23 protein-coding genes and 1 pseudogene are annotated in these 26,380 nt (G+C 64.4%); 13 read left to right on the top strand and 11 right to left on the bottom strand.

The genetic code is table 11. The features are described 5' to 3' along the window. The first annotated feature begins 94 nt into the window (after positions 1 to 94). From rpmI to LB551_RS25320, 5 genes are all read left to right on the top strand, one after another. Positions 95 to 298, top strand: coding sequence for a 50S ribosomal protein L35 (gene rpmI / locus LB551_RS25340; RefSeq protein WP_006201248.1), 204 nt, complete (start codon positions 95 to 97; stop codon positions 296 to 298). Positions 299 to 389: 91 nt separating this feature from the next. After that, positions 390 to 791 carry a 50S ribosomal protein L20 gene (rplT, locus tag LB551_RS25335; protein ID WP_006201247.1) on the top strand — a complete coding sequence of 134 codons (402 nt, stop codon included), beginning with the start codon at positions 390 to 392 and terminating at the stop codon, positions 789 to 791. Positions 792 to 933: 142 nt separating this feature from the next. Continuing rightward, the gene (gene pheS, locus LB551_RS25330) at positions 934 to 2,031 is read left to right on the top strand and encodes a phenylalanine--tRNA ligase subunit alpha (RefSeq protein WP_140550406.1); all 1,098 of its coding nucleotides are present in this window, start codon (positions 934 to 936) and stop codon (positions 2,029 to 2,031) included. A gap of 43 nt (positions 2,032 to 2,074) precedes the next feature. Next, positions 2,075 to 4,480: a phenylalanine--tRNA ligase subunit beta gene (gene pheT / locus LB551_RS25325; protein WP_224660901.1), complete on the top strand. Its 2,406-nt coding sequence runs from the start codon at positions 2,075 to 2,077 to the stop codon at positions 4,478 to 4,480. Between the two features lie 48 nt (positions 4,481 to 4,528). Further along, complete coding sequence (locus LB551_RS25320) at positions 4,529 to 5,131, top strand: nucleotidyltransferase family protein (RefSeq protein ID WP_224660900.1); 603 nt, start codon at positions 4,529 to 4,531, stop codon at positions 5,129 to 5,131. 103 nt (positions 5,132 to 5,234) lie between these two features. Here LB551_RS25320 and LB551_RS25315 read toward each other — a convergent pair whose 3' ends face one another. Next, on the bottom strand, positions 5,235 to 6,230 hold the full coding sequence (locus tag LB551_RS25315; protein ID WP_140550404.1) for an aldo/keto reductase: 996 nt from the start codon (positions 6,228 to 6,230) through the stop codon (positions 5,235 to 5,237). A 96-nt stretch (positions 6,231 to 6,326) separates the two neighbouring features. Between LB551_RS25315 and LB551_RS25310 the strand changes: the two genes are divergently transcribed. The 5 genes from LB551_RS25310 to LB551_RS25290 all read left to right on the top strand — a co-directional run bounded on the left by LB551_RS25310 (position 6,327) and on the right by LB551_RS25290 (position 11,330). Then, positions 6,327 to 7,217, top strand: coding sequence for a LysR family transcriptional regulator (locus tag LB551_RS25310; RefSeq protein ID WP_224660899.1), 891 nt, complete (start codon positions 6,327 to 6,329; stop codon positions 7,215 to 7,217). 60 nt (positions 7,218 to 7,277) lie between these two features. Beyond that, positions 7,278 to 7,850, top strand: a complete 573-nt coding sequence (locus LB551_RS25305; protein ID WP_224660897.1) for a cytochrome b — start codon at positions 7,278 to 7,280, stop codon at positions 7,848 to 7,850. Positions 7,851 to 7,917: 67 nt separating this feature from the next. Continuing rightward, positions 7,918 to 8,493 carry a YceI family protein gene (locus LB551_RS25300; protein ID WP_224660895.1) on the top strand — a complete coding sequence of 192 codons (576 nt, stop codon included), beginning with the start codon at positions 7,918 to 7,920 and terminating at the stop codon, positions 8,491 to 8,493. 131 nt (positions 8,494 to 8,624) lie between these two features. Next, the gene (locus tag LB551_RS25295) at positions 8,625 to 9,611 is read left to right on the top strand and encodes a Gfo/Idh/MocA family protein (protein ID WP_224660893.1); all 987 of its coding nucleotides are present in this window, start codon (positions 8,625 to 8,627) and stop codon (positions 9,609 to 9,611) included. Positions 9,612 to 9,671: 60 nt separating this feature from the next. Then, positions 9,672 to 11,330 (top strand): FAD-binding dehydrogenase, encoded by a 1,659-nt coding sequence (locus LB551_RS25290; protein ID WP_224660891.1) that lies wholly within the window; start codon positions 9,672 to 9,674, stop codon positions 11,328 to 11,330. A 128-nt stretch (positions 11,331 to 11,458) separates the two neighbouring features. Here the strand turns inward: LB551_RS25290 and LB551_RS25285 are convergent, their stop codons facing one another. The 7 genes from LB551_RS25285 to LB551_RS25255 form a co-directional block, all read right to left on the bottom strand. Further along, complete coding sequence (locus LB551_RS25285) at positions 11,459 to 12,397, bottom strand: alpha/beta hydrolase (RefSeq protein ID WP_224660888.1); 939 nt, start codon at positions 12,395 to 12,397, stop codon at positions 11,459 to 11,461. Between the two features lie 215 nt (positions 12,398 to 12,612). Next, positions 12,613 to 13,395 carry a carnitinyl-CoA dehydratase gene (locus LB551_RS25280; RefSeq protein ID WP_140550397.1) on the bottom strand — a complete coding sequence of 261 codons (783 nt, stop codon included), beginning with the start codon at positions 13,393 to 13,395 and terminating at the stop codon, positions 12,613 to 12,615. Next, complete coding sequence (locus LB551_RS25275; RefSeq protein ID WP_224660886.1) at positions 13,388 to 15,466, bottom strand: acetate--CoA ligase family protein; 2,079 nt, start codon at positions 15,464 to 15,466, stop codon at positions 13,388 to 13,390. The genes LB551_RS25280 and LB551_RS25275 overlap by 8 nt, the downstream gene beginning before the upstream one ends. Before the next feature lie 3 nt (positions 15,467 to 15,469). Beyond that, the gene (locus LB551_RS25270; RefSeq protein ID WP_224660884.1) at positions 15,470 to 16,633 is read right to left on the bottom strand and encodes an acyl-CoA dehydrogenase family protein; all 1,164 of its coding nucleotides are present in this window, start codon (positions 16,631 to 16,633) and stop codon (positions 15,470 to 15,472) included. A 4-nt stretch (positions 16,634 to 16,637) separates the two neighbouring features. Then, positions 16,638 to 17,732, bottom strand: coding sequence for a carnitine 3-dehydrogenase (locus LB551_RS25265; RefSeq protein WP_224625958.1), 1,095 nt, complete (start codon positions 17,730 to 17,732; stop codon positions 16,638 to 16,640). 2 nt (positions 17,733 to 17,734) lie between these two features. Beyond that, positions 17,735 to 18,358, bottom strand: a complete 624-nt coding sequence (locus LB551_RS25260) for an HD domain-containing protein (protein WP_140550393.1) — start codon at positions 18,356 to 18,358, stop codon at positions 17,735 to 17,737. A 22-nt stretch (positions 18,359 to 18,380) separates the two neighbouring features. Further along, positions 18,381 to 19,298, bottom strand: a complete 918-nt coding sequence (locus tag LB551_RS25255; RefSeq protein WP_224660882.1) for a 3-keto-5-aminohexanoate cleavage protein — start codon at positions 19,296 to 19,298, stop codon at positions 18,381 to 18,383. Positions 19,299 to 19,377: 79 nt separating this feature from the next. On the opposite strand from LB551_RS25255, the gene LB551_RS25250 reads away from it, so the two are divergent. Continuing rightward, positions 19,378 to 20,358 carry a GlxA family transcriptional regulator gene (locus tag LB551_RS25250; protein ID WP_224625942.1) on the top strand — a complete coding sequence of 327 codons (981 nt, stop codon included), beginning with the start codon at positions 19,378 to 19,380 and terminating at the stop codon, positions 20,356 to 20,358. Between the two features lie 42 nt (positions 20,359 to 20,400). Here LB551_RS25250 and LB551_RS25245 read toward each other — a convergent pair whose 3' ends face one another. Then, positions 20,401 to 20,610, bottom strand: coding sequence for a hypothetical protein (locus tag LB551_RS25245; protein WP_224625940.1), 210 nt, complete (start codon positions 20,608 to 20,610; stop codon positions 20,401 to 20,403). Positions 20,611 to 20,803: 193 nt separating this feature from the next. Next, positions 20,804 to 22,129, bottom strand: a complete 1,326-nt coding sequence (xylA, locus tag LB551_RS25240) for a xylose isomerase (RefSeq protein ID WP_224660880.1) — start codon at positions 22,127 to 22,129, stop codon at positions 20,804 to 20,806. 109 nt (positions 22,130 to 22,238) lie between these two features. On the opposite strand from xylA, the gene LB551_RS25235 reads away from it, so the two are divergent. Next, positions 22,239 to 22,601 (top strand): nuclear transport factor 2 family protein, encoded by a 363-nt coding sequence (locus tag LB551_RS25235; RefSeq protein WP_224660878.1) that lies wholly within the window; start codon positions 22,239 to 22,241, stop codon positions 22,599 to 22,601. Between the two features lie 197 nt (positions 22,602 to 22,798). Here the strand turns inward: LB551_RS25235 and xylB are convergent, their stop codons facing one another. Next, the gene (xylB, locus tag LB551_RS25230) at positions 22,799 to 24,253 is read right to left on the bottom strand and encodes a xylulokinase (RefSeq protein ID WP_224660963.1); all 1,455 of its coding nucleotides are present in this window, start codon (positions 24,251 to 24,253) and stop codon (positions 22,799 to 22,801) included. Positions 24,254 to 24,692: 439 nt separating this feature from the next. Here xylB and LB551_RS25225 point away from each other — a divergent pair. Further along, positions 24,693 to 26,380, top strand: a pseudogene (locus LB551_RS25225) (autotransporter outer membrane beta-barrel domain-containing protein); the annotation flags it as partial.

The following is a 26,380-nucleotide window of genomic DNA, read 5'->3' as shown; positions in this document are numbered from 1 at the left end:
TGCTTTTCGGGCTTTGGTCGGCCCGAAGCGAACAAAACAAGAGGCGTGAAGTGCCGCAGGCACGACAGGGACCTCATAGAAACGGAGTAGCAAAATGCCCAAGATGAAGACCAAATCGGCCGCCAAGAAGCGGTTCAAGATCACCGGTACGGGTAAAGTCCTGTCGGCTGCGGCCGGCAAGCGTCACGGCATGATCAAGCGTTCCAACAAGTTCATTCGAAATGCCCGCGGCACGATGGTTCTGGCTGAACCGGATGGCAAGAAGGTCATCAAGAATTTTCTGCCGAACGGCCTCTGAGCATTCGGCCGAACACGAATTTGTTTTACGCAATTCCGAACGGAAAACCGCAAGGCACTTTTCCTGGAATTGCTTTTAAGGAGATCATGACATGGCACGCGTAAAAAGAGGCGTCACCTCGCACGCCAAGCACAAGAAGGTCCTGAAAGCCGCGAAAGGCTTCTACGGCCGCCGCAAGAACACCATCCGCATCGCCAAGCAGGCGGTGGAAAAGTCGCTGCAATACGCTTACCGCGACCGCAAGAACCGCAAGCGCTCGTTCCGCGCCCTGTGGATCCAGCGCATCAACGCCGCGACCCACGAGCACGGCCTGACCTATGGCCGTTTCATCGACGGCCTCAACAAGGCTGGCATCGAGATCGATCGTAAGATCCTGTCGGATATGGCCATCCACGAGCCGCAGGCTTTCGCCGCGCTCGTCGCCAAGGCCAAGGTTGCTCTTGAGTATCTCAAGAACACCACCCCGAACGCTTTTGAAAGCGCTGTCGCCTAGGACCAGCGCTTCCCAAGCATTCGAAATTCTGATTTGGGGAACCCGCGCTGGCACGGCTGGCGCGGGCTTTTCTTATGCCTGATGTAACCAAATTGGTGACACGCCCGGTGATGGTGGGTTGCCCGATCGAGAGAGTTTCGCCGTGAACGCCACCGCTGGAAATCTTGAAACCCTGGAAGCTTCGCTGCTCGCCGACATAGCGTCGGCTGCTGATGAGGCCGCGATAGAAGCCGTGCGCGTCGCGGCGCTGGGCAAGAAGGGATCGATCTCGGAAATGCTGAAGACGCTCGGCTCGATGAGCGCCGAGGAGCGCCAGGTCAAAGGCCCCGCCATCAACGGCCTCAAGAACCGTGTCACCGAGGCGCTCACCGCGCGCAAGGCGGAACTCAGGGATATCGCCATCACCGCGCGGCTCGCCGCCGAAAAGGTCGACGTGACACTGCCGGTGCGGCAGTCGCCGGCCGAGCGCGGCCGCATCCATCCGATCAGCCAGGTCATCGACGAAATCGCGGCGATCTTCGGCGATCTCGGCTTCGCGATCGCCGAAGGCCCCGACATCGAGACCGACTATTACAATTTCACCGCGTTGAATTTCCCGGAAGGCCATCCGGCGCGCGAGATGCACGACACCTTCTTCTTCCAGCCGGACGAGAAGGGCGAGCGCAAGCTGTTGCGTACCCACACCTCGCCGGTGCAGATCCGCACCATGGAGAAGCAGAAGCCGCCGATCCGCATCGTCATTCCGGGCAAGACCTATCGGCAGGATTCCGACGCCACCCACTCGCCGATGTTCCATCAGGTCGAAGGGCTGGTGATCGACAAATCGGCCAACGTCGCCAACATGAAATGGGTGCTGGAAGAGTTCTGCAAGGCCTTCTTCGAGGTGCCGTCGGTCAAAATGCGCTTCCGGCCGTCCTTCTTCCCGTTCACCGAGCCAAGCCTCGAGGTCGATATCCAATGCGACCGCTCGCGGCCCGGCGAGGTGCGCTTCGGCGAAGGCTCCGACTGGATGGAGATCCTCGGCTGCGGCATGGTGCACCCCAACGTGCTGAGGGCCGGTGGGCTCGATCCGGACGAGTACCAGGGCTTTGCCTGGGGCATGGGCATCGACCGCATCGCCATGCTGAAATACGGCATGCCGGACCTGCGCGCCTTCTTCGATGCCGATGTGCGCTGGCTGTCGCATTACGGCTTCCGGCCGCTCGACATGCCGACCTTGTTCGGGGGCCTGAGCGCATGACGGTCAAGACGAATCCTGCTGCGATACATTACGGAACAGCATCATGAAATTCACCCTCTCCTGGCTCAAGGATCACCTCGAGACCGATGCTTCGCTCGATGAGATCGTCGAGCGGCTGACCTCGATCGGCCTCGAGGTCGAGCATGTCGACGACAAGGCGAGCCTGAAGCCCTTCGTCATCGCCAGGGTGCTGACGGCGGTGCAGCATCCCGACGCCGACCGGCTGCGGGTGCTGACCGTCGACACCGGCGACGGCAAGCCGCCCGTGCAGGTCGTCTGCGGCGCACCCAATGCACGCGCGGGCATGATCGGCGCCTTCGCTGCGCCCGGCACTTATGTGCCCGGCATCGACGTGACGCTGACGGTCGGCAAAATCCGGGGCGTCGAAAGCCACGGCATGATGTGTTCCGAGCGCGAGCTGGAGCTTTCCGACGAGCACGACGGCATCATCGACCTGCCCGAGGATGCGCCGGTCGGCACCAGCTTCGCCGCTTATGCCCATCTCGACGATCCGGTCATCGAGATCAATCTGACGCCCAACCGACCTGATGCCACCAGCGTCTACGGCATCGCCAGGGATCTGGCGGCGAGCGGTCTCGGCCGCCTCGTCGGCGGCGCCATCATGCCGCATGTCGGCAATGGAATGTGCCCGGTCAAGGTGACGATCGAGGCGCCGGAACTGTGCCCCGGCTTCGCGCTCAACCTGGTCAAGGGCGTCAAGAACGGCCCGTCGCCGAAATGGCTCCAGCAGCGGCTGATCGCTATTGGGTTGAGGCCCATCAGCGCGCTGGTCGACATCACCAACTACGTCACCTTCGATCGTGGCCGGCCGCTGCATGTCTTCGATGCCGGCAAGGTCGCCGGCAACCTCGTCGTGCGCCGCGCCAGGGATGGCGAAAAGGTACTGGCGCTCGACGGCCGCGAATACACGTTGACGCCGGAGATGTGCGTCATCGCCGATGACAATGGCGTGGAATCGATCGCCGGCATCATGGGCGGCGAGCGTTCCGGCTGCGACGAGAACACGACCGACGTGCTGATCGAATCCGCACTCTGGGACCCGATCACCACGGCCCGCACCGGGCGTGCGCTCGGCATCATCACCGATGCCCGCTATCGTTTCGAGCGCGGGGTCGACCCCGAATTCATGGTGCCGGGCGTTGAGCTCGCGACCCGGCTGGTGCTCGATTTCTGCGGCGGCACGCCGACGGAAATCGAGGTGGCCGGCTATGCCGGCCATCAGCCCAAGATCGTCTCCTTCCCGCTGTCGGAAGTGAAGCGGCTGACCGGCATAGACGTGCCGACGGCGGAAAGCCTCGATATTCTCACGCGTCTCGGCTTCAGGCCTGAGGGCTCGGGCGATGTCGTCAATATCGCCGTGCCGTCCTGGCGCCCCGATGTCGACGGCAAGGCCGACCTGGTCGAGGAGGTAATGCGCATCCACGGCGTCGACAACATCGCTTCGCAGCCGCTCGGTGCGCATGACGCGGTCAACGGCAAGATCCTGACGACGCTGCAGATCCGCACTCGCGCGGCCAAGCGGGCGCTGGCCGTGCGCGGCATGATGGAGGCGGTCACCTGGTCGTTCATCCCCGCCAGGCACGCCGAACTGTTCGGCGGGCAGGCGTCGCTCAAGCTCGCCAACCCGATCGCCGCCGACATGTCCGACATGCGGCCCTCGCTGCTGCCCGGCCTGATCGCAGCCGCCCAGCGCAATGCCGACAAGGGCATTGGCGACGTGGCGTTGTTCGAGGTCTCCGGCACCTATGAGGGCGACGGCGCCGACCAGCAACGGCGCGTCGCCGCCGGCGTGCGGCGCGGCACCGCCAAGCTCGACGGTTCCGGCCGCAACTGGGCTGGCAATTCCGGTCCGGTCGGCGTGTTCGACGCCAAGGCTGATGCCATCGCCGCACTGGAAGCCTGCGGCGCGCCGGTCGAGCGGCTGCAGATCGAGGCCGGCGGCCCGTCCTGGTACCATCCTGGTCGCTCCGGAACGATCAAGCTCGGACCGAAGACGGTGCTCGGCACGTTCGGTGAATTTCATCCCAAAACGCTGGAAGGCCTCGACGTCTCCGGCCCGCTCTGCGGCTTCGAAGTGTATGTCGATGCCGTGCCCGAGCCCAAGGCAAAGCCGACGAAAACCAAGCCCAGGCTGGATCTCTCCGCCTTCCAGGCGGTGAAGCGCGACTTCGCCTTCGTCGTCGACAAGGCGGTCGAGGCCGGCACGCTGGTACGCGCGGCGCTCGCCGCGGACAAGAAGCTGGTCACCGGCGTCTCGGTCTTTGATGTTTTCGAGGGTGCGTCACTGGGCGAGGGCAAGAAGTCCATCGCCATCGAAGTGTCGATCCAGCCGGTCGAGAAGACGCTGACCGACGAGGATTTCGAGGCTCTGGCCAAGCGCATCGTCGAGAATGTCGGCAAGCAGACCGGAGGCGTGCTCAGAGCATAGCCTCTTTCCGGGATTGCGGGAACGTGGCGAATCGCCCTCCAAAGGGCGATGGACCATCTGCGCTATTCCGGGCTCCCGTTCGAAACACAGCGTGCTGCGTTTCTCGATGTCGTGTCGAAGGACGTCTTGCTCCATGACGCTCTGGCTCGGGCACGTCGCCTTGCTCTGCCCGACTGGCTGGTGGTCTCCGGCGTGCTCTACAACTCGGTCTGGAACCATCTGACGGGAAAGCCGTCGGGTTATGGCATCAAGGATGTCGACCTGTTCTATTTCGACGACAGCGACCTGTCCTACGAGGCCGAAGACGCCGTCATCCGCCGGGCGGCGAAGCACTTCCAGGGGCTGCCCCTGCCGGTCGAGGTGCGCAACCAGGCGCGGGTGCATTTGTGGTACCCGCAGAAGTTCGGGCGGCCCTGTCCGCGTTACACAAGTTCGAGCGAGTCGGTCCGGTTCTTTGCGTCGAAGACGCATGCGGTCGGGCTGCGATACGACGCGGATGGTCAACTGGAACTTGTGGCGCCGTTCGGTCTCGACGACGTCTTCTCGTTCCGCATCACGCCGAACCGGGTAATGGACAATCGGCGAACGCATGAGGTGAAGGGGGCACGAGCCAAGGCGAACTGGCCGGAGATCACGGTAGTGCCGTGGTAGGGGCGCACAGATCAAGAATGTCTGAGCGAGGCATCCCCCTCTGCCCGGCAGGGCAGAGGGGGGCGTCTCGCACCAACGCCTCAGCCAAAGGCGCCGAGACTCCTCACCCATTCACCAACGCCAGCAATTCCTCGGTGTAGCGCTTGCCCATGACCTTGTCGGGCGACAGGGCATCGCCGATCGCCGCAACCTCCGCCGTGCTCAGCTCGATCGCCGCCGCCGCCGTGTTCTGCTCGAGATGGCGGATTTTCCGCGCGCCGGGGATCGGCACGATGAAATCGCCCTGGTGCAGCACCCAGGCCAGCGCCAGTTGCGCCGAGGTCACCCCCTTTTCGGTCGCCAGCTTCTCCAGCGTAGCGACAACCTTGGCATTGGCTTCCATGGCGTCGGCCTGGAAGCGCGGCAAGGTACGGCGCCAATCGTTGTCATCAAGCGTTTCCGGCTTGGCGATCGTGCCGGTGAGCAGGCCACGGCCGAGCGGGCTGTAGGGAACGAAGCCGATGCCGAGTTCGCGGCAGACGGCGAACACATCGTCCTCGGGGTCACGGCTCCACAGCGAGTATTCGCTCTGCACGGCCGCGATCGGATGCACCGCATGCGCCCGGCGGATGGTGGCGGCACTCGCTTCCGAAAGGCCGAGCGCGCGCACCTTGCCTTCGCGCACCAGCTCGGCCATGGCGCCGACCGTATCCTCGATCGGCACGTTCGGATCGACGCGGTGCTGGTAGTAGAGATCGATGACATCGGTGCCCAGCCGCTTCAGCGACGCCTCGGCGACGGCCTTGACGTGTTCGGGGCGGCTGTCGACACCCGCCATCCGATCGGTGCCGGTGCCTTCCTCCAGGATCTTGAAGCCGAATTTGGTGGCGATCGTCACCTTCTCGCGCACCGGCTTCAGTGCCTTGCCGAGCAGGATCTCGTTCTCGTAGGGCCCGTAGACCTCCGCCGTGTCGAAGAAATTGACGCCGATCTCGACGGCGCGATGCAAGGTGGCGATCGCCTCGGCTTCCGGCTGGCCGCCATAGCCAAAGCTCATGCCCATGCAGCCGAGGCCGACCGGGAAAACTTCCAGTTCAGTACCGAGTTTGCGGGTTTTCATCACGCGTCTCCTTGTTGCGATGCTCAGGAGATAGCGCCTTGCCTTATGTTCGATAATCGGCTCATCTGTGCACGGGGCATTCTAGAAAATAGATCAATGAACCGAGCACATCTTTCACAGCTTGCGGTGCTGGCAACTGTTGCCCAATGCGGCAGCTTTCGCGGCGCGGCCAGGGAACTGGCGATCGCGCCGTCGGCGGTCAGCCATGCCGTATCCAGCCTTGAGGCGCGGCTTGGCGTGCGGCTGTTGGCACGCAGCACCCGCAGCGTTTCCCCGACCGAAGAGGGCGCGCGGTTGCTGGAACGATTGCGGCCGGCGCTGTCGGAGATCGACCTGGCCCTGGAGACGGCGGTCGAGGCGCGTGACCGGCCGGCCGGCAATCTGCGGCTCAGCGTGCCGCGCACGGCAGCGCACCTGGTGCTGACGCCACGGCTCGGCGCCTTTGCATCAGCCTATCCCGATATCGTGCTGGAGATCGTCATCGAGGACCGCTTTACCGACGTGGTGGAAGGCGGTTTCGATGCCGGCGTGCGGCTTGGCGAAAGCCTGCAACGCGACATGATCGCGGTGCGCATCGGGCCCGATATCCGCGGCGCCGTGGTCGGTGCTCCCTCCTATTTCGACACCATGCCCAGGCCGCGCCATCCGCGTGACTTGTCCGACCATCGCTGCATCCGCTTCCGCTTCTCGAGCGGTATTCTCTATCGCTGGGAATTCGCCAAGGATGGCGAGGAGATCGAGTTGGCGGTCGAGGGACCGTTGATTCTCGACGAAGACCAACTGATCGCCCAGGCGGCGGTCGACGGGACCGGGCTTGCCTTCGTCTTCGAGGATTATGTCCGCGAGCCGCTCCGCGATGGCCGGCTCGTTCGCGTGCTGGAGGATTGGTGTCCATCCTTCGACGGTTTCTTCGTCTACTATCCGAGCCGCCGCCAGATGCGTCCGGCGCTCAGGGCTTTTGTCGATTTCTTCAAGGTGAGCGAATAGGCTCTCCTCTCCCTTGTAGGGAGGGTGGAAGAAAGCCGACGCGGCATTCGTTCGCCTTCCATGCGAGCTTCGATCATAAATACCCCGACCCGCTACGGCTGGGCGGCAATCCTGCTTCACTGGCTGATCGGGCTGGTCTTCATCGGCCAGTTCGCACTCGGTTTCGTGATGGTCCGCATCAGCAGCCAGCGCGCGGCTTTCGAGCTCATCCAGCTGCACAAGTCGCTGGGGTTCCTGCTGCTCGGCCTTGTCATCCTGCGCATCGCCTGGCGGCTCGGCAATGCGGCGCCGGCCTTGCCTTCCTCGGTCGGAACCTTGGAGCGCCGGGCGGCGCCGCTCGTTCACCTGGCGCTTTACGCTTTCCAGCTTGCTCTGCCTCTGTCCGGCTGGGCGCTGGTCTCGGTCTCGACGCTGGAGATCCCCAGCATGCCGTTCAACCTGTTCGTGATGCCCAATCTGCCGCTTGCCGAATCCGACGCCGCCGAAAATTTCTGGGCGGCTGCGCACTGGTATCTCGCCTATGCCGCCGCCGCCCTCGTGGCGCTGCATGTCGCAGCGGCATTGCGCCATCATTTCCGGCTGAAGGACGATGTGCTCGCGCGCATGGTCACGCCTTCCTCAGGCCGGGAATAGAACGGGTTTTGGCCTCGTTTGTAAGCGAGGCGCGAAGAGCGTTGCCTCCAAAAAAGGAAATAATCTCATGTATGCGCGCATCCTCGGATCGGCGGTCCTTACCACTTGCCTTGCCGTGCCCGTCTGGGCAGCAGTTGTCCTTGGCGATGCCGCCGGCAGCTATACGATCAGCCAGGCTGCCTCCTCGATCCGCTTCACCATCGGCAAGGCCGGCGGCGGCGGGTTCGATGGTGCGTTTGCCCACTTCAAGGGAACGATCCGCATCGACAACAGCGATGTCGGGCGCTCGAAGGTCGACCTCACCATCTTTCCCGAAAGCGTCGGCACCGGCCAGGGCCGCATCGATGCCTTCCTGCGCTCCGACGCGGTGTTCGATGCGGCCAACAGCCCCGAAATCCAGTTCCGCTCGACCAGCGTGACCCGCACCGGCGATAAGACGGCCCTGGTCACCGGCCGGCTGACGGCGCGCGGCAAGACGTTTGCGGAAAAGTTCACCGCCGAGCTCGACAGCCTCAAGTCCGGCACGATCAAATTCCACGTCACCGGCAAGGTGCTGCGGTCGCGCTACGGCATGGATGTTGGCACGCCGCTCTATTCCAATGTCGTCGACTTCGACATGACGCTGACGGGAAAGAGGAGTTAGCCTTGGCGAGTTGGTCATGCCGAGGCGAAGCAAGAAACGAAGCGATGCAGCGCAGACGACGGCGGCGCAGATTGGCTTTTTCCCTGAATTAGGGCACACCTCCATCGACATAATCGACATGGAGAAGCCTGATGTTCCGATGGGGTGTATTGTCGACGGCCAAGATCGGCCGCGAGCAGCTTTTGCCGGCGATCGTGGAGGCGGAGAATGGCGTGCTGTCCGCCATCGCCAGCCGCGATCACTCGAAGGCTCGTGCGCTGGCCGACCGCTTCGGCGCGCCGCATGCTTTCGGTTCCTATGAGGAGTTGCTCGCCTCGAACGAGATCGACGGCGTGTATATCCCGCTGCCGACATCGCAGCATGTTGAATGGACGGCCAAGGCCATCCAGGCGGGAAAACATGTGCTGGTCGAAAAGCCGTTGGCGCTCGACGCCAAGGACATCCCGCCGCTGATCAAGCTGCGCGACCAGAAGAAGGTGCTGGTCTGCGAAGCTTTCATGGTCGTCTACCACCCGCAATGGATCAAGGTGCGCGACCTCATCGCCAGCGGCGCCATCGGCCGGCTGCGCCACGTCCAGGGCGCGTTTTCCTATTACAATGTCGACCCCAACAACATGCGAAACCAGCTCGATCTCGGCGGCGGCGCGCTGCCCGACATCGGCGTCTACCCGACCGTCTCGACGCGCTTTTCCACCGGCAAGGAACCGCTGCGCGTGCAAGCGACGATCGAGCGCGACAAAAAATTCGGCACCGACATCTATTCCTCGATCCGCGCCGATTTCGGCGACTTCGAACTGTCCTTCTATCTCTCGACCCAGATGGCCGCGCGCCAGGTGATGGTGTTCCATGGCGAGAACGGGTTCATCGAGGTGTTCTCGCCCTTCAATGCCGGGCTCTACGATCACCACCGCATCGAGCTGCACAATCAGAACCACACCGAGGCGCAGGTGTTCCGCTTTCCCGGCACGCAGCAGTACCGGCTGGAGGTCGAGACCTTCGCGCGCGCGGCCCAGGACGGCAAGGAGCGGGTCTTCACGCTGGAGGAATCCGTGCTCAACCAGAAGGTCATCGACGCCATCTTCCGCGCCGGCGGCAAGGACGGTTGGGAGGCGGTCTGACCGGCATTGATATAAATCCGGTTCGGGACCCACACATTAGCCAGCTAAGGGGAGGGGGAATTGGCTGACGACGCGGATGTGATCATTGTCGGCGCCGGGCTTGCCGGGCTGGTTGCCGCCGCGGAGCTGGCCGAGGCCGGCAAGAAGGTCGTCATCGTCGACCAGGAGCCGGAACAGTCGCTAGGGGGCCAGGCCTTCTGGTCGTTCGGCGGCCTGTTCCTCGTCGATTCGCCCGAGCAGCGGCGCATGCGCATCCGCGATTCGCACGAGCTGGCGCTCGAGGACTGGCTGGGCACCGCCGCTTTCGACCGGCCGGAGGATCACTGGCCGCGCCAATGGGCGGAAGCCTATGTCGGCTTCGCTGCCGGCGAGAAGCGCTCCTGGCTGCTCGAGCGCGGCATGAAATTCTTCCCGGTGGTCGGCTGGGCCGAGCGCGGTGGCGGCAATGCCATCGGCCATGGCAATTCCGTGCCGCGCTTCCACATTACCTGGGGCACCGGTCCCGGCGTGCTCGAGCCCTTCGTGCTGCGCGTACGCGAGGCCGAGAAGCGCGGATTGATCTGCCTCAAATTCCGCCATCGGGTCAACGAACTGACGCGAACCGGCAACGCCGTGACCGGTGTGCGAGGTGACATCCTCGAGCCGAGCACCGTGGAACGCGGCCACAAAAGCTCGCGTGAGATATCAGGTGATTTCGAGCTTCGTGCGCAGGCCGTGATCGTCGCTTCCGGCGGCATCGGCGGCAACCATCAGCTGGTCCGGGAAAACTGGCCCAAACGGCTGGGTGCGGCACCGAAGCGCATGATCACAGGCGTGCCCGACCATGTCGACGGCCGCATGCTGGCGATCACGGAAAACGCCGGCGGCAGCGTCATCAACCGCGATCGCATGTGGCACTATGTCGAGGGCATCAGGAACTGGGCGCCGATCTGGACCGACCATGCGATCCGCATCCTGCCCGGTCCGTCCTCACTGTGGCTCGACGCGCGCGGCAAGCGCCTGCCGGTGCCGCTTTACCCCGGTTTCGATACGCTCGGCACGCTCAGCCACATCATGAGCACCGGCTTCGATTATTCCTGGTTCATCCTGACCAAAAAAATCATCCAGAAGGAGTTCGCGTTGTCGGGCTCCGAGCAGAACCCGGACCTGACCGGCAAGAGCTGGCGCCAGGTGCTCGGCCGCGCCACATCAGGCATTCCGGGCCCGGTCAAGGCGTTCATGGACAAGGGTGAGGATTTCATCATCGAGGCCGAACTGCCCGATCTGGTGGCGCGCATGAACAAGCTGGCCGGCGGCGAACCGCTGCTCGACGTGGCGCAAGTCGAGCGCGAGATCCGCGCCCGCGACCGGCAGCTCGACAATCCCTTCTCCAAGGATATGCAGATCACCGCGCTGCGCGGTGCGCGGGCCTATCTCGGCGACCGGCTGATCCGCACGGCCAAGCCGCACAAGATGCTCGACCCCACCAACGGCCCGCTGATCGCGGTCCGCCTCAACATCCTGACCCGCAAGACGCTGGGCGGCCTGCAGACCGACCTCGAAAGCCGCGTGCTGGGAGCGGATGGCGAGCCGGTTCAGGGCCTCTATGCGGTCGGCGAAGCCGCCGGTTTCGGCGGCGGTGGCGTGCATGGCTACGCGGCGCTGGAAGGCACGTTCCTGGGAGGCTGCATCTTCTCCGGCCGCAGCGCCGGCCGGGCGGCGGCGCGTTCGGTGGCCTGAGCGCCGGACAGCCGCATTTCGGACAGGATTGCGTTGCGGATAAGCCGCGCGATCAGACCCACCGGCCAAACGGATTTCCGGCACTCGCCGACTTGGTCATCTTCTGTCAATTCCCATGCCAGGAGCTCTCACCAGATCCACTCGCCCTTGCCGAGCGCCGACACCGCCTCGACGATGCGGGTGAAGCTGGCGCGGGCGCGGCCGACCGTGTGCCTCGCCCTGAGATAGCCGTGCACCAGCCCTTTCTCCTCCAACCAAGTGGCCCGCCCGCCGGCCGCAACGATCCGGTCCCGATAGGCCTCGCCGTCCGACGACAGCGGGTCGCACTCGGCGGTGATCAGCACCGTTGGCGGCAGGTTGGCGAAATCGGCGTCGGCGAGCGGATACAAGGTGATGTCACCGGTCTGGTCCACGCCGCCGGTACGGATGTGCTTGTAGAATTCCAAGTCGCGCGTGGTCAGCATCGGCGCTTCGGCGTGCCTCACATAGGAACCGCGCGAACGGTCGCCGCCGAGCCCTGGATAGATCAGCACCTGCCCGATCGGCCTCTTCGCGTGGCCGCGCGTGGCATGGCTGACCGCCGCGCAGAGATTGCCGCCGGCGCTGTCGCCGCACAGCAGGACCGGTTGCGCATAGGAAGCTGCCGTCCACTCGAAGGCGTTCATCGCGTCGTCGAAGGCGGCCGGATGCAGGTGCTCCGGCGCCAGCCTGTAGTCGACCGAGACCACCTCATAGCCGGTGCGGCCGCAAAGCTCGGCGCAGACGTCGTCATGGCTGTCGAGCCCGCCAAGGATGAAACCGCCGCCGTGGCAATAGAGCACCGTTGCCGTGGCCTGCGATGCGCTGCGGTAGATGCGGATCGGGATATTGCACGCCGGCCCCGCAATAGCGGTGGTTTCCGCTGTCACCCCCTCGGGATAGCCGGCAAAGAACTCCCGGCACATGCGGTCATAGATCTCGCGCTGTTCGGCAATCGTGTAGTCGACCGTATCCGGCGGATAATAGGAACTGGTCCGCTCGATGAAGGCCCGGGTCTCGGTGTCGATGAGGATTTTGTAATCGGTCATCGTGACTGGGCCAATTGCCAACGTCGAGTCTGGGCGCCCCCCTCGGGCCTGCCGGCCATCTCCCCCTCAAGGGGGGAGATCGGATGTCGCGAAGGCTTTCGCCAATCTTCTACGTCGCCGGAAAAGCGCCGAGCCTGAAGCTGCCAATCTCCCCCTTGAGGGGGAGATGCCCGGCAGGGCAGAGGGGGGTGCTTGGCGCTGTCATCTCCGCAGAGTCACTTCCCCTTCCAAACCGGGTCGCGCTTTTCGGCGAAGGCCCGAAAACCTTCCATGTTGTCCTCAGAACCATAAAGCGCGTCCACCGTCGCCAACTGCCGGCGCGTCACTTTGTTCATCGCGTCCTGGAAGGTGAGCGCTTCCGCCACGCGCGCGGTTTCCTTGATCGCGGCGAAGACAAGCGGTGGGCCGCTGGCGAGCAGGCGGGCGATCTCCCAGACACGGTCTTCCAGCTTCTCCTTCGGCAGCACCTCGTTGACCAAGCCCCAGCGATGCGCCTCGGCAACGTCCATCCAGCGGCCGGTGAGCAAAAGGTCCATGGCGACATGGTAGGGGATGCGCTTCGGCAGTTTGATGGTCGCGGCGTCGGCAAGCGTGCCGGCGCGGATCTCCGGCAGCGCGAAGGAGGAATGGTCGGAGGCGTAGATGAGGTCGCAAGACAGCGCCAGTTCGAAGCCGCCGCCCACCGCCATGCCGTTGACGCAGGCGATGACCGGCTTGTTCAAGTCGCGCAGTTCCTGCAGCCCGGCAAAGCCGCCAACGCCATAATCGCCGTCGACCGCATCGCCGCCGGCGGCCGCCTTCAGATCCCATCCGGCGCAGAAGAACTTGTCGCCTGCGGTCTTGACGATGGCGACCCGCAGTTCCGGATCGTCGCGGAACGCCTTGAAGGTCTCCCCCATCAGCCGAGAGGTCTTGAGGTCGATGGCGTTGGCCTTGGGCCGGTCGAGCGTGACCTCGAGGATCGAACCTTCACGGCGGGTCGAAATGACGTCAGGCATTCTTGTTTTCTCCCAGCACCAGAAGCGCGTCGGCGATCCAGGCGCCCTTGCCTTCCGCGCAGACGATCAGCGGATTGATGTCGAGTTCCTCGATCTCGCCGGCATTCGTCTGCACGAAGGCAGCAATGCCCGAGATGGCGTCGATGGCGGCCGCGATATCGGCCTTGGGCCGGCCACGGTAGCCTTCGAGCAGCGGGAACAGTTTGAGGCCGCGAAGTGCGGCCTCGATGTCGTCGCGCGTCGCCGGCAGCATCAGCGTCACGCTGTCGCGCAAGAGCTCGACCAGGACGCCGCCGGTGCCCAGCGTCATGACAGCGCCGAACATTGGATCGCGGGTGAAGCCGACGATCAGCTCGGCGACGCCGTCGCGCACCATGCGCTCGACATAGAGGCCCGTGCCGAGCGGCAAAAGGTCGTGCGCCGCCGTGCTGACGGATTCGGCGTCCCTGAGGTTGAGCCTGACAGCGCCGACCTCGGATTTGTGGGTGACACCCAGCGCCTTCAGTGCGACGGGGAAGCCGAGCGCCATGGACGAGATCACCGCCTCGACGGCACTGCCGGCGCGCTCGCCCTTGGGCACGGGCAGCCCGGCCTTGATCAGCCGCGCCTTGGCTTGCGCCTCGTCGGGCGTGACATGCTCGCCGCCGGCAGCACCGGAAGCGGAGGTGTCGACCGGCTGCGCCTGCGGCTCGCGCCAGGCCCAGCCGATGAAGGCGGCCGCCTGGGCGGCATCCATCGCCTCGGAGATGCCGAACAGCGGCACCATGCCCCGCGCCATCAGCTCGGCGGTGTATTCCTCGGGCAGGTTCTCAGGCAGTGACGAGACGATCGCGCCATGCGCCTTGTTGGTCTTGAGCGCCGATTCGAAGGCGCGCAGCGTCGCCCACCAGTCGGTCACCGAGCAGCGGTCCGGGCGCGGGAAGTCGAGCACCAGCATGTTGAGGTCGAAGCCGCCCGACACCATGGCGGTGAAGGTGGCGGTCATCGCCGGCTCGTTGTTCCAGATGAAGGTGTGGTAGTCCAATGGATTGGCGACCGCGACCAGTGGCCCGAGCGTCGACTTGACATGGGCGCGGTGTTCTTCCGTCAGCACCGGGAAGTTGACCCAGCGGCCTTCGGCGCTGTCGGCCATGACCGACGCCTCGCCGCCCGAACAGCTCATCGATGACAGGCTGTAGCCGGGCAGCGGGCCGGTGACATGCAGCAGCTTCAGCGCCTCGATGAAGGCGGGGATGGAATCGACGCGCGCGATGCCCAGGCGTTTCAGGAAGGCCCCGGACGCTGCGTCGGAGCCGGCGAGTGACGCGGTGTGCGAGACGGTCGCTTGCCTGGCCTGTTCCGAGCGGCCTACCTTCATGGCGATGATCGGCTTTTTCAATTCCCTCGCGCGTGCCGCCAGCCGCTCGAAGCCGGCTACCGAATCGAAAGCCTCGATGTGCAGGCCGAGCGAGGTGACGCGCTCGTCCTCGATCAGCCCGCGCGCCATTTCGGAGAGCCCGGTCTGCGCCTGGTTGCCGGCGGTCATCAGGAAGGCGATCGGCAGGCCGCGCTTCTGCATCGTCATGTTGATGGCGATGTTGGACGACTGGGTGATGATGGCCACCCCCTTGCCCCCGTCGGCCAGCCTGATGCCGCCATGCTGGTCGGGCCACAAAAGCGCGCCGTCGGCATAGTTGATCAGACCGTAGCAGTTCGGCCCGATGATCGGCATCTGGCCGGCGGCGGCGACCAGTTCGGCCTGCAGCCGCTCGCCATCGGCGTCATAGGCTTCGGTTTCGAGGAAACCGGCGGCAAAGCAGACCGCGCCGCCGGCGCCGCGTTCGGCCAGCGCCTTGATCACTTCGATGGTCAGGTGTCGGTTGACGCCGACAAAGGCGGCGTCCGGTGCGCCGGGCAGGTCGGCGATCGAACGATACGCCCTGCGGCCGGCGACCTCGTCCTTGCTCGGGTGCACCGGCCAGATCTCGCCGGCAAAGCCCATCTTGATCGACTGTGCCACGACCGCGGCGGCCTGCGCGCCGCCGAACACGGCGATCGATCTAGGGCGCAGAAGACGTTCAAGCTTGTGCATGGATTAGGCCCCGAACGGGCGCAGCAGCGCCCGCGAAATGATGTGGCGCTGGATCTCCGACGTGCCTTCCCAGATGCGCTCGACGCGCGCATCGCGCCAGATGCGCTCCAGCGGCAGGTCGTCCATCAGCCCCATGCCGCCATGGATCTGGATGGCTTCGTCGGCGACGAAGGCAAGCATTTCGGTGGCCTTCAGCTTGGCCATGGCCATGTCCTGGTCGGTGACGGTGCCCTGATCGTACTTCCAGCCGGCCTCGAACACCATCAGGTCGGCGGCCTTGAGCTCCGTCGCCATGTCGGCGAGCTTGAACGACACGCCCTGGAACTTGCCGATCTGCTGGCCGAATTGCTGCCGCTGCGCGGCGTATTCGACCGCGTGGCCGAGCGCCCGCTCCGCGCGGCCGAGACAGGTGGCGCCGACCTGCAGGCGGGTGGCGCCGAGCCAGGAATTGGCAACGTCGAAACCCTTGTGGACTTCGCCCAACACCTGGCTTGCCGGAAGGCGGCAATCGTCGAATTCGAGGATGGCGTTGGTGTAGCCGCGATGCGAGACGTTGCGGTAGCCGTCGCGCACCGTGAACCCCTTGGTGCCCTTGTCGACGAAGAAGGCGGTGATCTTCTTGCGTTTGCCGCGCGGCGAATCCTCTTCGCCCGAAGCCATGAAGACGATGGCGAAGTCGGCGAGATCGGCGTGGCTGATGAAATGCTTGGTGCCGTTCAGCACCCAATCGCCGCCATCCTGAACGGCGGTCGCTTTCATGCCGCGCAGGTCTGACCCGGCGCCCGGTTCGGTCATCGCCAGGCAGTCCCATTTCTCGCCGCGGATGCAGGGGAACAGATATTTTTCGCGCTGCTCCGGCGTGCCGGCCAAAAGGATGTTGGAGGGGCGCGCCACGCAGGTCCAGTGCAGCGCGTAATTGGCGCGGCCGAGTTCCTTCTCGTAGAGCAGCCAAGTCACCGTATCGAGCCCCGCGCCGCCGACGTCGGCCGGCATGTTGGCGGCATAGAGCCCGGCTTCGATCGCCTTGGCCTTGAGTTCCTCGATCAGTTCGCGACGCAGCACGCCGGTACGCTCGACCTCGCGCTCATGCGGGTAAAGCTCATTCTCGACGAAGGCGCGCGTCGTCTCGACAATGAGCTTCTGTTCCTCCGACAGACCGAAATCCATGGTCTCAGCCTTTCTTCTTTTTCTTTGGCTTTTCCGCCTTCTTCACCGGCTTGGAGGCCTTCGCCTTCTCGGCCGCCTTGGACGCAGCCGGCTTTTTCGCCGCCAGCTTGGCCAACTGCCTAGTATAGTCCTTATGCAGTGCGCCGGCGCCCCAGCCCTTGCCCTTGTTCTGCTTCGAGAGCGCATCCATGATGGCGACCAGATTGTCGTCGCGGATCTTTTCCAGTTCCCGAATCGACAGGCCATGCGCCTGGTCGTCCGACTGCGTGGCGATCAGGTCGACCAACTCGTCGTTGAACTCCGGCACGTCCATCAGCTTGGTCCACGGCCATTTCAGGCAGGGGCCGAACTGCGCCATGAAATGGCGCATCCCGGCTTCGCCCCCGGCGACGCGATAGACCTGGAACATGCCCATCTGCGCCCAGCGCAGGCCGAAGCCATAGCGCATGATGTCGTCCAGTTCCTCGACGGTGCAGATGCCGTCCTTGATCAGCCACAGCGCCTCGCGCCAGGCGGCTTCCAGCAGACGATCGCCGACGAAGGCCTCGATTTCCTTGCGAATGACGACAGGCTTCATGCCGATCGAGGCATAGATCTCCCTGGCGACCTCGATCGCCTCGGGAAAGGTCTGGTCGCCGCCGACGATCTCGACCAGCGGCAGGAGATAGACCGGGTTGAACGGGTGGCCGACGACCAGCCGCTCCGGATGTTTCTTCATCGCCACCTGCATGTCGGTCGGCTTGATGCCTGATGTGGACGAGCCGACGATGGCGTTGGCCGGCGCATGGGTGTCGATCTCGGCCAGCACCTTGTGCTTGAGATCGAGCCGCTCCGGCACGCTTTCCTGGATGAAATCGGCGTCGGCGACCGCCTCGGCGATGGTCTTGGCGAAGGTCAGTCTGCCCTCCTTCGGCAGGCCGCCTGGAACCATCTGCTTGTAGGCGCGGCGCGCGCCCTTCATCACTTCCGAGACCTTGCGCGAGGCTTCGGGATCGGGATCGAAGATCGAAACGTCGATGCCATTGAGGAGCAGCCGCGCCACCCATCCGGCGCCGATGACACCGCCGCCGATGGCGGCCGCCTTGTTGATGATGCTCATTGTCAGGCTCCGGTTCTTTTGCTGGCTGTCTGTGGATCCGACAGAGGTACGCGCTCGCCCGCACGGATCACCGATGGGTCGTAGGCTTTGCGGGCAAAGACTTCGAGCACGAAAGGTCGGAAGAACTCGATCGGCAGCGTCTCGTAGTCGGGGTCGAAGCTCGACTGGTCCCAGCGTTCGCAAAACTGGTCGCAATCCTCGAAATAGGCATGGCCGGCGAAGCGGTCGCGCGCGTGGCGGTTGCCGCCGAGATGATGGGCGTAATAGAGGCGCTGGAAGTCGCCGTGCTTTTCCACCACCCAGGTGCATTGCTCGCGCACGAAGGGTTTTAGGATCGAGGCGGCGTATTCGTCGTGATTGTAGGGCGCGTAGATATCGCCGATGTCATGCAGCAAGGCGCAGGCGATCCAGTCGGTGTCGGCGCCATCACGCCAGGCCCGCGTCGCCGCCTGGAGCGAATGGCCGAGCCGGGTGATCTTGTAGCCCGACAAGCCCTCGTCGAGCTGCACCAGCGCGTCGAGCAGCCGCTCGCCGGTCCTGGCGGCATAGTCGATCTCGTGCGCGGTCAGGAATTCGTAGTCTTCCCTGTCGCCATCCTTCATCGCCGTGAATTTTACGGTAGCCATATCGACCCTCCCTGCGAATAATTTATGCCGCCAGCGGCGCCCGCTTCGTCAGGTTCAGCTTCTTGCGCACCTCTTCCGGGCCGAGAATCCTGGCGCCGAGATTGGTGACGATGCTGGCGGCGCGCTCGACCAACTGCGCATTGGTCGCCAGCACGCCCTTGTCGAGCCAGAGATTGTCTTCGAGACCGACGCGGACATTGCCGCCGGCCAGCACCGCGGCGGCGGCATAGGCCATCTGGTTGCGGCCGATCGAGAAGGCCGACCAGTTCCAGCTTGAGGGCACGTTGTTGACCATGGCCATGAAGGTGTTGAGGTCGTCAGGCGCCCCCCACGGCACGCCCATGCAAAGCTGCACCAGCGCATCCGGCTTCAGCACCTTTTCCTCGACCAACTGCTTGGCGAACCACAGATGGCCGGTGTCGAAGGCCTCGATCTCCGGCTTGACGCCGAGCGCGGTCATCATGCCGCCCATGGCGCGCAGCATGCCGGGCGTGTTGGTCATGACATAGTCGGCCTCGGCGAAGTTCATGGTGCCGCAGTCGAGCGTGCAGATCTCCGGCAGGCACTGGCGCACATGCTCCATGCGGTTGGTGGCGCCGCCCATGTCGGTGCCCTTTTCATTCAGCGGCAGCGGCGCCTCGGGCGAGCCGAACACCATGTCGCCACCCATGCCGGCGGTGAGGTTCAGCACCACGTCGACATTTGCCTCGCGGATGCGCTCGGTCACTTCGCGGTAGAGATGAACGTCGCGCCGGGGCTTGCCGGTTTCGGGGTCGCGCACATGGCAGTGGACGATTGCCGCACCCGCCTTGGCCGCGTCGATGGCAGAATCGGCGATCTCTTTGGGCGAGCGCGGCACATGCGGGCTGCGGTCCTGCGTGCCGCCGGACCCGGTCACGGCACAGGTAATGAAAACCTCACGGTTGATCGCAAGCGGCATGGAACTCTCCTCCCAGTCGAAACAGGCGCCAAGCATCGCCCGGCTTGCCGAAAACTGCTTTGCGTTTTACGAAGCTTCCATGACTAAAGGCGAAAAATTGACGATCTTTCGCGCCGAGCGCTCGCCGCTCAAGGTGACGCTGCTGGTGTTTTCCGGCTCGTCCATCATGTGCGTGGCCTCGGCGGTCGACCCGCTGCGCGCCGCCAACCGCATATCCGGCGAGACATTGTTCGATTTCAAGCTGGTTTCCGTAACCGGCGAGGCGCCGGTCACCACTTGCGGCCTGCCGGTGGCGGTCAGCGGCCGCTTCGATGCGGCCGAGCCGACCGACGTTCTTGTCGTCGTCGCCGGTTTCGGCACGCAGAATTATGCGACGTCGGCTCTGCTCTCGGGCCTGCGCCGTGCGGCGCGGATGGCCCGCGCGTGCGGCGGCGTCGAGGCCGGTACATGGCTGGTCGCGCGAGCCGGCTTGCTCGAAGGCCGCAGCGCCACCACCCATTGGGAAGACATGGAAGATTTCTCGTCGGCCTTTCCGGGCGTCGACGTCCGCCCGGACCGTTACGTCATCGACGGGCCGGTCTTCACCTCGGGCGGCGCCTCGCCGACCTTCGACCTGATGCTGCACCTCGTTCGCACCCGCCTTGGCATGGCCGTGGCGCTCGATGTGGCGAGCGTCTTCATTTACGACCAGGCCCGTGCGGCCACCGACGCACAGCCGCTGGTCTCGCTTGGCCGGCTCGACGGCTACGATCCCCGGCTGGCGCAAGCCATCCGGCTGATGGAAGCGCATGTCGACCAGCCGCTGACCGTAGAAGCGGTGGCAAAGCGCGCCGGGGTTACGGCGCGGACACTGGAGAGCATCTTCCGCAAGTCGATCGGCGAGACGCCGGGCGCCTATTATCTCAGATTGCGCCTGGGCGCGGCGCGCCGGCTGGTGGTCGACACCAGGGTGGCGATGGCCGACATTGCCGGGCGGACGGGATTTTCGTCCGCCGCGGCATTTTCGAGAGCGTTTTCAAGAGCTTTCGGCGAGGCGCCGGTCAGGCTGCGCCGGGGTTAGCTGTGTATCGCGCAACAGTCAGGGATGCGCAAACAATACGAATCAGGCTGCGCTCTGGCGGTCGCTGCCGCCATCGATCTGCGAGCGCATCTGTCTTGCAAGATGAGTCTCGAAACGGCTGGCGACGGCGCGATCCCATTCGTTGGTGCTGCGCGTGCCCTGTTTCGGATGCGGCATTGCCATCAGCCGGTCGATGATCGATCCCGCCTCGCTATGTGAGAGCAGGGCGTCGATTTCACGTTCGTGCTGCATATCGTTTCGCCTCCTTCTTCCTCTCCCGCCACGAGCCCTTCTTATAGGAGATTCGTGACGGCCGTTTGAAGGCAAGAGCGAGGCTATTGAGGGGCGATGCGGGGCAAAACCTTGCTGTTGGTCTTGGCCCCGAGCGCAAACGATTCCAGGCATCAAATCCGGCTGTCAGTGAGGATTTCCGGCGAATCGTTTCTCACACATAGCGGTTGACGATGTTCTCCAGCAGTTCCTGGCGGCCGGAGCGCGGCTGCGGCTCGATCTTCTTCTTCACGACGCGATCAGCGATGTCCTCCAGCGTACGCTTGCCGGCAAGCATCGCTTTGGCCTCGGCGCTGTTCCAGCCCGCGTAGCGCTCGGCAAGCGGAGCCGACAGCGCCTTGTCTTCGACCATCTTGGCGGCCGCTTTCAGGCCGCGCGCGCAGGCATCCATGCCGCCGATATGGCCGATCAGCAGATCCTGCGGATCGAGCGACTGGCGGCGCAGCTTGGCGTCGAAATTGGTGCCGCCGGTCTTGAAGCCGCCCGCCTGCAGGACCTGGTAATAGGCCAGCGCCATCTCCGGCACGTTGTTGGGGAACTGGTCGGTGTCCCAGCCCGACTGGTAGTCGTTGCGGTTCATGTCGATCGAGCCGAAGATGCCGAGCGCGTTGGCCAACGCCAGTTCGTGCTCGAAGGAATGGCCGGCGAGGATGGCGTGGCCCTGCTCGATATTGAGCTTGACCTCCTTCTCCAGGCCGAAGCGCTTGAGGAAACCATAAACGGTCGCGACATCGTAGTCATACTGGTGTTTTGTCGGCTCCTGCGGCTTCGGCTCGATCAGGATGGTGCCCTTGAAGCCGATCTTATGCTTGTAGTCGACGACGAGGTTGAGGAAACGGCCGGCCTGCTCCTGCTCGCGGGCAAGGTCGGTGTTGAGCAGCGTCTCGTAGCCCTCGCGTCCGCCCCACAGAACATAGTTCTCGCCCTTCAGCCGCTTGGTGACGTCGATGCAGCTCTTCACCGTCGCCGCCGCATAGGCAAACACATCCGGATCGGGGTTTGTCGCGGCGCCCGACATGAAGCGGCGGTGCGAGAACAGGTTCGCCGTGCCCCACAGGAGCTTGACGCCGGTCTGCTTCATCTTGGTGGCGAAATAGTCCGCGATTTCGTCGAGGCGGGCGGCACTTTCGGAGAAATCCTTGCCCTCGGGTCGCACGTCGGCATCGTGGAAACAAAAATAGGGCGCGCCGAGCAGCGAGAACATCTCGAAGGCTACATCTGCTTTCAGTTTTGCCAGTTCCATCGTATCGACGCCGCCGGCCTTGGCGAACCACGGCCGATCGAAGGTCTGGCCGCCAAACGGATCACCACCCGGCCAGGCGAAGGAATGCCAGTAGGCCACGGCGAAGCGCAGATGGTCTTCCAGCCGTTTGCCGGCCACCAGCTCGTCCGGGTTGTAGAACCGGTAAGCCAGCGGATTGGTCGAATCCGGCCCCTCATATTTGATCTTCTGGGTGTCGCCGAAAAAGCCGCTGCTCATGGTTTCCTTCCTCTCCAAAAAGGTTCCGCCCGATTACCTCAGGCGTAATTGGTTCCGTTCTTCCATTGGGCGAAAAAGGTCATGTCAAAGCCAACGAAGGAGACAGATCATGACCGATTTCAACAAGATCGCCGAAAGCTACATCACCGCCTGGAATGAGAGCGACGCCGCGCGCCGTCAGGCCCTGCTCAAGGCGACTTTCACCGAAGACGTCAGCTACCGCGATCCCATCATGCAAGGCGACGGCCATGAAGGCATCGCGGCGCTGATCGACGGCGTGCAGCAGCGCTTTGCCGGCTTCCGCTTTTCGCTGAAAGGCACACCGGACGGGTTTGCCGACAAGATCCGCTTTTCCTGGAATCTCGGCCCGGAAGGCACGCCTTCCATCATCGAAGGCACCGATATCGGCATCATCGAGAACGGCCGCCTGAAGAGCATCACTGGGTTTCTGGACAAGGTTCCTGCGCAATGAGACTTTGCTGTTAGGGTGGGCGCCAAGCGCCCCCCTCTGGCCTGCCGGCCATCTCCCCCACAAGGGGGGAGATGGGGTGTCGCGCCGGCCTTCGCTAATCTCCAGCCTTGCAGGAATGAGCGAGGCGCCCAAGCTGCTAATCTCCCCCCTTGTGGGGGAGATGCCCGGCAGGGCAGAGGGGGGCGCCTCGCGCATACTCACGCGGTTACCGCCCTGATCGCCGGATAGAGTGCCCGGTAGCGCTGGTAGGCATCGGCATAGGCACCGCCTAGCGCGCCATCCGGCTCAATGGTCGCATCCGTCCTCGGCGCGGTACACACGCTGAGCGGATCGGCGCCCGTCGCCGCGATCAGCCCCAGCCTGGCCGCGCCGAAGGCGGCGCCGAAATCGCCGTCAGCCGGGATATCGACCGGCACCTGAAGCGCGGTGGCGATCGCCTTCAGCCAGTAGCGCGAACGCGAGCCGCCGCCGATCGCCGTCACGCGTGTCAAGCTCGTGCCGGCTGTCCTCAACGCTTCGAGGCTGTCGCGGAAGGCGAACGCCACGCCTTCAAGCACGGCCTGGGTCAGCACGGCGCGGCTCGATTCATGCGCCAGTCCGGTGAAGGAGCCGCGAATGACCGAATCATTGTGCGGCGTACGCTCGCCCGAGAGATAGGGCAGGAAGGATACGCCGGTCGGCGCCTTCAGCGTGTCGCCAAGTTCTCCGGTCAGGTCGCCGGCGCTCTTGCCCGAGATTTCCGAGAGCCAGTTGAGCGAATCGGTCGCCGACAGGATGACGCCCATCTGGTGCCAGGTATTGGGCAGCGCGTGGCAGAAAGTGTGGACCGCGCTTGCCGGGTTGGGCAAATAGGATGCGTTGGCGGCAAACAGCACGCCCGACGTGCCGAGCGACACGAAGGCATGGCCGGCACGGACCGTGCCCATGCCGCAGGCGGAAGCCGCATTGTCGCCGGCGCCGCCGGCAATCGGGATGCCGGCTTCCACGCCCCATGTCGACGCCAGCTCGGCGCGCAGCCCACCGGCCTTCTGCGTACCCTCGACCAGGGACGGCATGTGCCTTTCGTCGAGCGAAGTCGCCGCGAGCAGGTCGGCGGACCAGCGTCGCTTGCCGACGTCGAGCCAGGAAGTGCCGGCCGAATCCGACATTTCCGAAATATGCTCCCCGGTCAGCCATAGCCGCAGGAAATCCTTGGGCAGCAGCACCTTGGCCACCTTGGCGAAGACGGCGGGTTCGTTGTTCTTCGCCCAGGCGAGCTTCGGCGCGGTGAAACCGGGAAAGACGATGTTGCCGGTCAGCTCGCGAAACCGCGGGTCGGCGTCGAGCGCGGCCGCCTCGACATGGCTGCGCGTATCGTTCCACAGGATGCAGGGGCGCAGCACCTTGTCAGAGGAATCGAGCAAGGTCGCGCCATGCATCTGGCCGGATAGGCCAATGCCTTTTACCGCTGCGAACTGCCGGGGATGGGAGGCCTTCAGTTCGGCAATCGCGTCTTCGCAGGCGCGTATCCAGTGGGCCGGATCCTGTTCGGACCAGCCGGGATGCGGCCGCGAAACATCGAGCGCGCCATGGCCGGAACCGATGATGGTCTGTCCGGCATCGATCAGCAGCGCCTTGACGCCCGACGTGCCCAGGTCGAGGCCGAGATACATGGTTTCCTCCCCTGCCATTATTTTTTTCGGATCTCGAAAAAATCTGGCCGAGCCAGTTTTTAAGCCAAGATCCGTCGCGGGTCAATTCTCCGACAAATCGGCCGCGCGTCGTAAACAATGCCGACAGCGGACTGTCGGGCCGCGCCAGCGCATGTGCTGTCGCCAACACGCTTTGGAGGGTTAGCGAGGCGCGCGCCAAGCGCCGATTCTGGCTCAATCAAAGCGCAGTTCTGTCCGGCCCGTTTTCCAGTTCATCAACCATGAGGCGCAGATTAGGCTTTGTAAAACGGAACGAATTGTGTCTTCATTGCGGCACATGGTGGGGGCTTGCAATCGCGAATCTTGGAGGGACGCGGTGCGGCGCTTTGAAAACAGGCTTCCGAATGGCGGTTCGGAAGACATCGCTAAATTAGTTGTTCTGGAACGGCATGTACCGTTGATGTTTCATCCTCGGATGCTTGGCGTTCTTGCCGCGACGTCGCTGGCGTTGCTTCCCAATTCCGCGGCCTTCGCCGCATGCCTGCTCGTTCCGACCGCCGGAAACGACACCTTCATCTGCGACAGCGGCGATTCGGGCGGGAGCCTCAACGATCTGAACGGCGACAACACGCTGACCTTTCCCGCCGGCGGCACCGGCCAGGTGAGCGGCAATGTCACCTTCGGTGTCGGTTCGGATCGCATCAACATGCAGTCCGGTACCATCACCGGCACGGTCGACCAGGGCGGTGGCGCCGATTTCTTCACCATCGGCGCCGGCACCGTCGTCGGCGATGTGCAGCAAGGCTCGGGCATCGACGACTTCAACATGAGCGGCGGCCAGATCGGTTCACTCAACCAGGGTGATGGCCTCGACACCTTCACCATGACGGACGGACGCATTGTCGATTTCTTCGACGATGGCGACCATGCGGTGATGACCGGCGGCCGCATCGGCCGCGTCAACATGAAGCTCGACCAGAACTATTTCAACATGTCCGGCGGCACAATCGACCGCAATCTGGTCACCGGCTTCGATAAGGATACGATCATCCTTTCGGGCGGCACGATCGGCGGCAATATCAGCGTCAGCGGCGGCAATGACAGCGTGACGGTTACCGGCGGCACGGTCGGCGGCGATGTGCTGATGAGCTTCGGAGCCGACAGTTTCGTCTGGGACGGCGGCGGCATCATCTATGGCGCCGTCGACCTCGGCGCCGACAACGACACGGCGAAGCTGAGCAACCTGACCAATTCCAATCTGGGCGGCGCCGACGCGTTGAATGGCGGCCTCGGCACCGACACACTGACTTTCGACAACGTCAAGCTCGATGGCATCAGCCGGGTGCAGAACTGGGAGAGCATCGACGCCACCAATGACACCGAACTCACGCTGGACGGCAATCTGGTGCTGGGAGACAGCGGCACCGGCACCGGCTCGCTCAGCGTCGATGCCGCCAGCACGCTCTATGGCGGCGGCTTCAACGCCTCGATCCAGGCCTTTACGTCGGGCCAGCTTGCGAATGTCGTCAATGCCGGCCGCATCGACCTGACCAACGGCAGTACGGGCGCGACGGACCGGCTGACGATTTCGGGCAATTACACCGGGCTTGGCGGCTTGCTGCTCATCCAGACAGAGCTCGGCGATGATTCCTCGGCCTCGGACAGGCTGGTGCTGTCGGGCGGCACCGCTTCCGGCTCGACCGGCATCGGGGTGGTCAATGTCGGCGGCGCGGGTGCCGAGACGACGCAGGACGGCATCATGGTCGTCCAGGCGGTCAACGGCGCCACCTCCAGCGCTGGCGCCTTCGCGCTCGACGGGCCGGTCGCGGCAGGCGCCTTCGAATACTATCTGTTCAAGGGTGGCGTCACCGCAGGCAGCGCGGAGAACTGGTATCTGCGCTCGTCGTTGATAACGCCGACATCGCCGGCCGCGGCGCCGCCGGCGCTCGAACCGGCGGCGGCGCCCGAGCCCGAACCTCCGGCAACCGAGCCGCCGCCGCCGCCTTCCCAACTGCCGCCGGTGCCGGTGCCGTCCGAAGGCGACATCAACAATCCGCCGGTCGATCCGACGCCGCCGGTGCAGGCCGGCGATCCGGAGCCCGAGCCACCGCCACCCCCGCCGGCGGCACCGGCGGCGGATCCGCCGCC

Source organism: Mesorhizobium sp. BR1-1-2 (assembly GCF_020165435.1).
Classification (GTDB): Bacteria; Pseudomonadota; Alphaproteobacteria; order Rhizobiales; family Rhizobiaceae; genus Mesorhizobium.
Note: the sequence above shows the minus strand (reverse complement) of the source record. Positions and strands in the feature narration are given on the sequence as shown.

Bases quoted from the DNA above. Each gene is read 5' to 3' on its own strand.
- LB551_RS25285 (WP_224660888.1), bottom strand. From the start codon at position 12,397: ATGACCGATTACAAAATCCTCATCGACACCGAGACCCGGGCCTTCATC.
- pheT (WP_224660901.1), top strand. From the start codon at position 2,075: ATGAAATTCACCCTCTCCTGGCTCAAGGATCACCTCGAGACCGATGCT.
- LB551_RS25280 (WP_140550397.1), bottom strand. From the start codon at position 13,395: ATGCCTGACGTCATTTCGACCCGCCGTGAAGGTTCGATCCTCGAGGTC.
- LB551_RS25245 (WP_224625940.1), bottom strand. From the start codon at position 20,610: ATGCAGCACGAACGTGAAATCGACGCCCTGCTCTCACATAGCGAGGCG.
- rplT (WP_006201247.1), top strand. From the start codon at position 390: ATGGCACGCGTAAAAAGAGGCGTCACCTCGCACGCCAAGCACAAGAAG.
- LB551_RS25265 (WP_224625958.1), bottom strand. From the start codon at position 17,732: ATGAGCATCATCAACAAGGCGGCCGCCATCGGCGGCGGTGTCATCGGC.
- LB551_RS25255 (WP_224660882.1), bottom strand. From the start codon at position 19,298: ATGCCGCTTGCGATCAACCGTGAGGTTTTCATTACCTGTGCCGTGACC.
- LB551_RS25260 (WP_140550393.1), bottom strand. From the start codon at position 18,358: ATGGCTACCGTAAAATTCACGGCGATGAAGGATGGCGACAGGGAAGAC.
- xylB (WP_224660963.1), bottom strand. From the start codon at position 24,253: ATGTATCTCGGCCTCGACCTGGGCACGTCGGGCGTCAAGGCGCTGCTG.
- xylA (WP_224660880.1), bottom strand. From the start codon at position 22,129: ATGAGCAGCGGCTTTTTCGGCGACACCCAGAAGATCAAATATGAGGGG.
- LB551_RS25295 (WP_224660893.1), top strand. From the start codon at position 8,625: ATGTTCCGATGGGGTGTATTGTCGACGGCCAAGATCGGCCGCGAGCAG.
- LB551_RS25235 (WP_224660878.1), top strand. From the start codon at position 22,239: ATGACCGATTTCAACAAGATCGCCGAAAGCTACATCACCGCCTGGAAT.
- LB551_RS25310 (WP_224660899.1), top strand. From the start codon at position 6,327: ATGAACCGAGCACATCTTTCACAGCTTGCGGTGCTGGCAACTGTTGCC.
- LB551_RS25270 (WP_224660884.1), bottom strand. From the start codon at position 16,633: ATGGATTTCGGTCTGTCGGAGGAACAGAAGCTCATTGTCGAGACGACG.
- LB551_RS25250 (WP_224625942.1), top strand. From the start codon at position 19,378: ATGACTAAAGGCGAAAAATTGACGATCTTTCGCGCCGAGCGCTCGCCG.
- LB551_RS25305 (WP_224660897.1), top strand. From the start codon at position 7,278: ATGCGAGCTTCGATCATAAATACCCCGACCCGCTACGGCTGGGCGGCA.
- LB551_RS25300 (WP_224660895.1), top strand. From the start codon at position 7,918: ATGTATGCGCGCATCCTCGGATCGGCGGTCCTTACCACTTGCCTTGCC.
- LB551_RS25275 (WP_224660886.1), bottom strand. From the start codon at position 15,466: ATGCACAAGCTTGAACGTCTTCTGCGCCCTAGATCGATCGCCGTGTTC.
- rpmI (WP_006201248.1), top strand. From the start codon at position 95: ATGCCCAAGATGAAGACCAAATCGGCCGCCAAGAAGCGGTTCAAGATC.
- LB551_RS25320 (WP_224660900.1), top strand. From the start codon at position 4,529: ATGGACCATCTGCGCTATTCCGGGCTCCCGTTCGAAACACAGCGTGCT.
- LB551_RS25315 (WP_140550404.1), bottom strand. From the start codon at position 6,230: ATGAAAACCCGCAAACTCGGTACTGAACTGGAAGTTTTCCCGGTCGGC.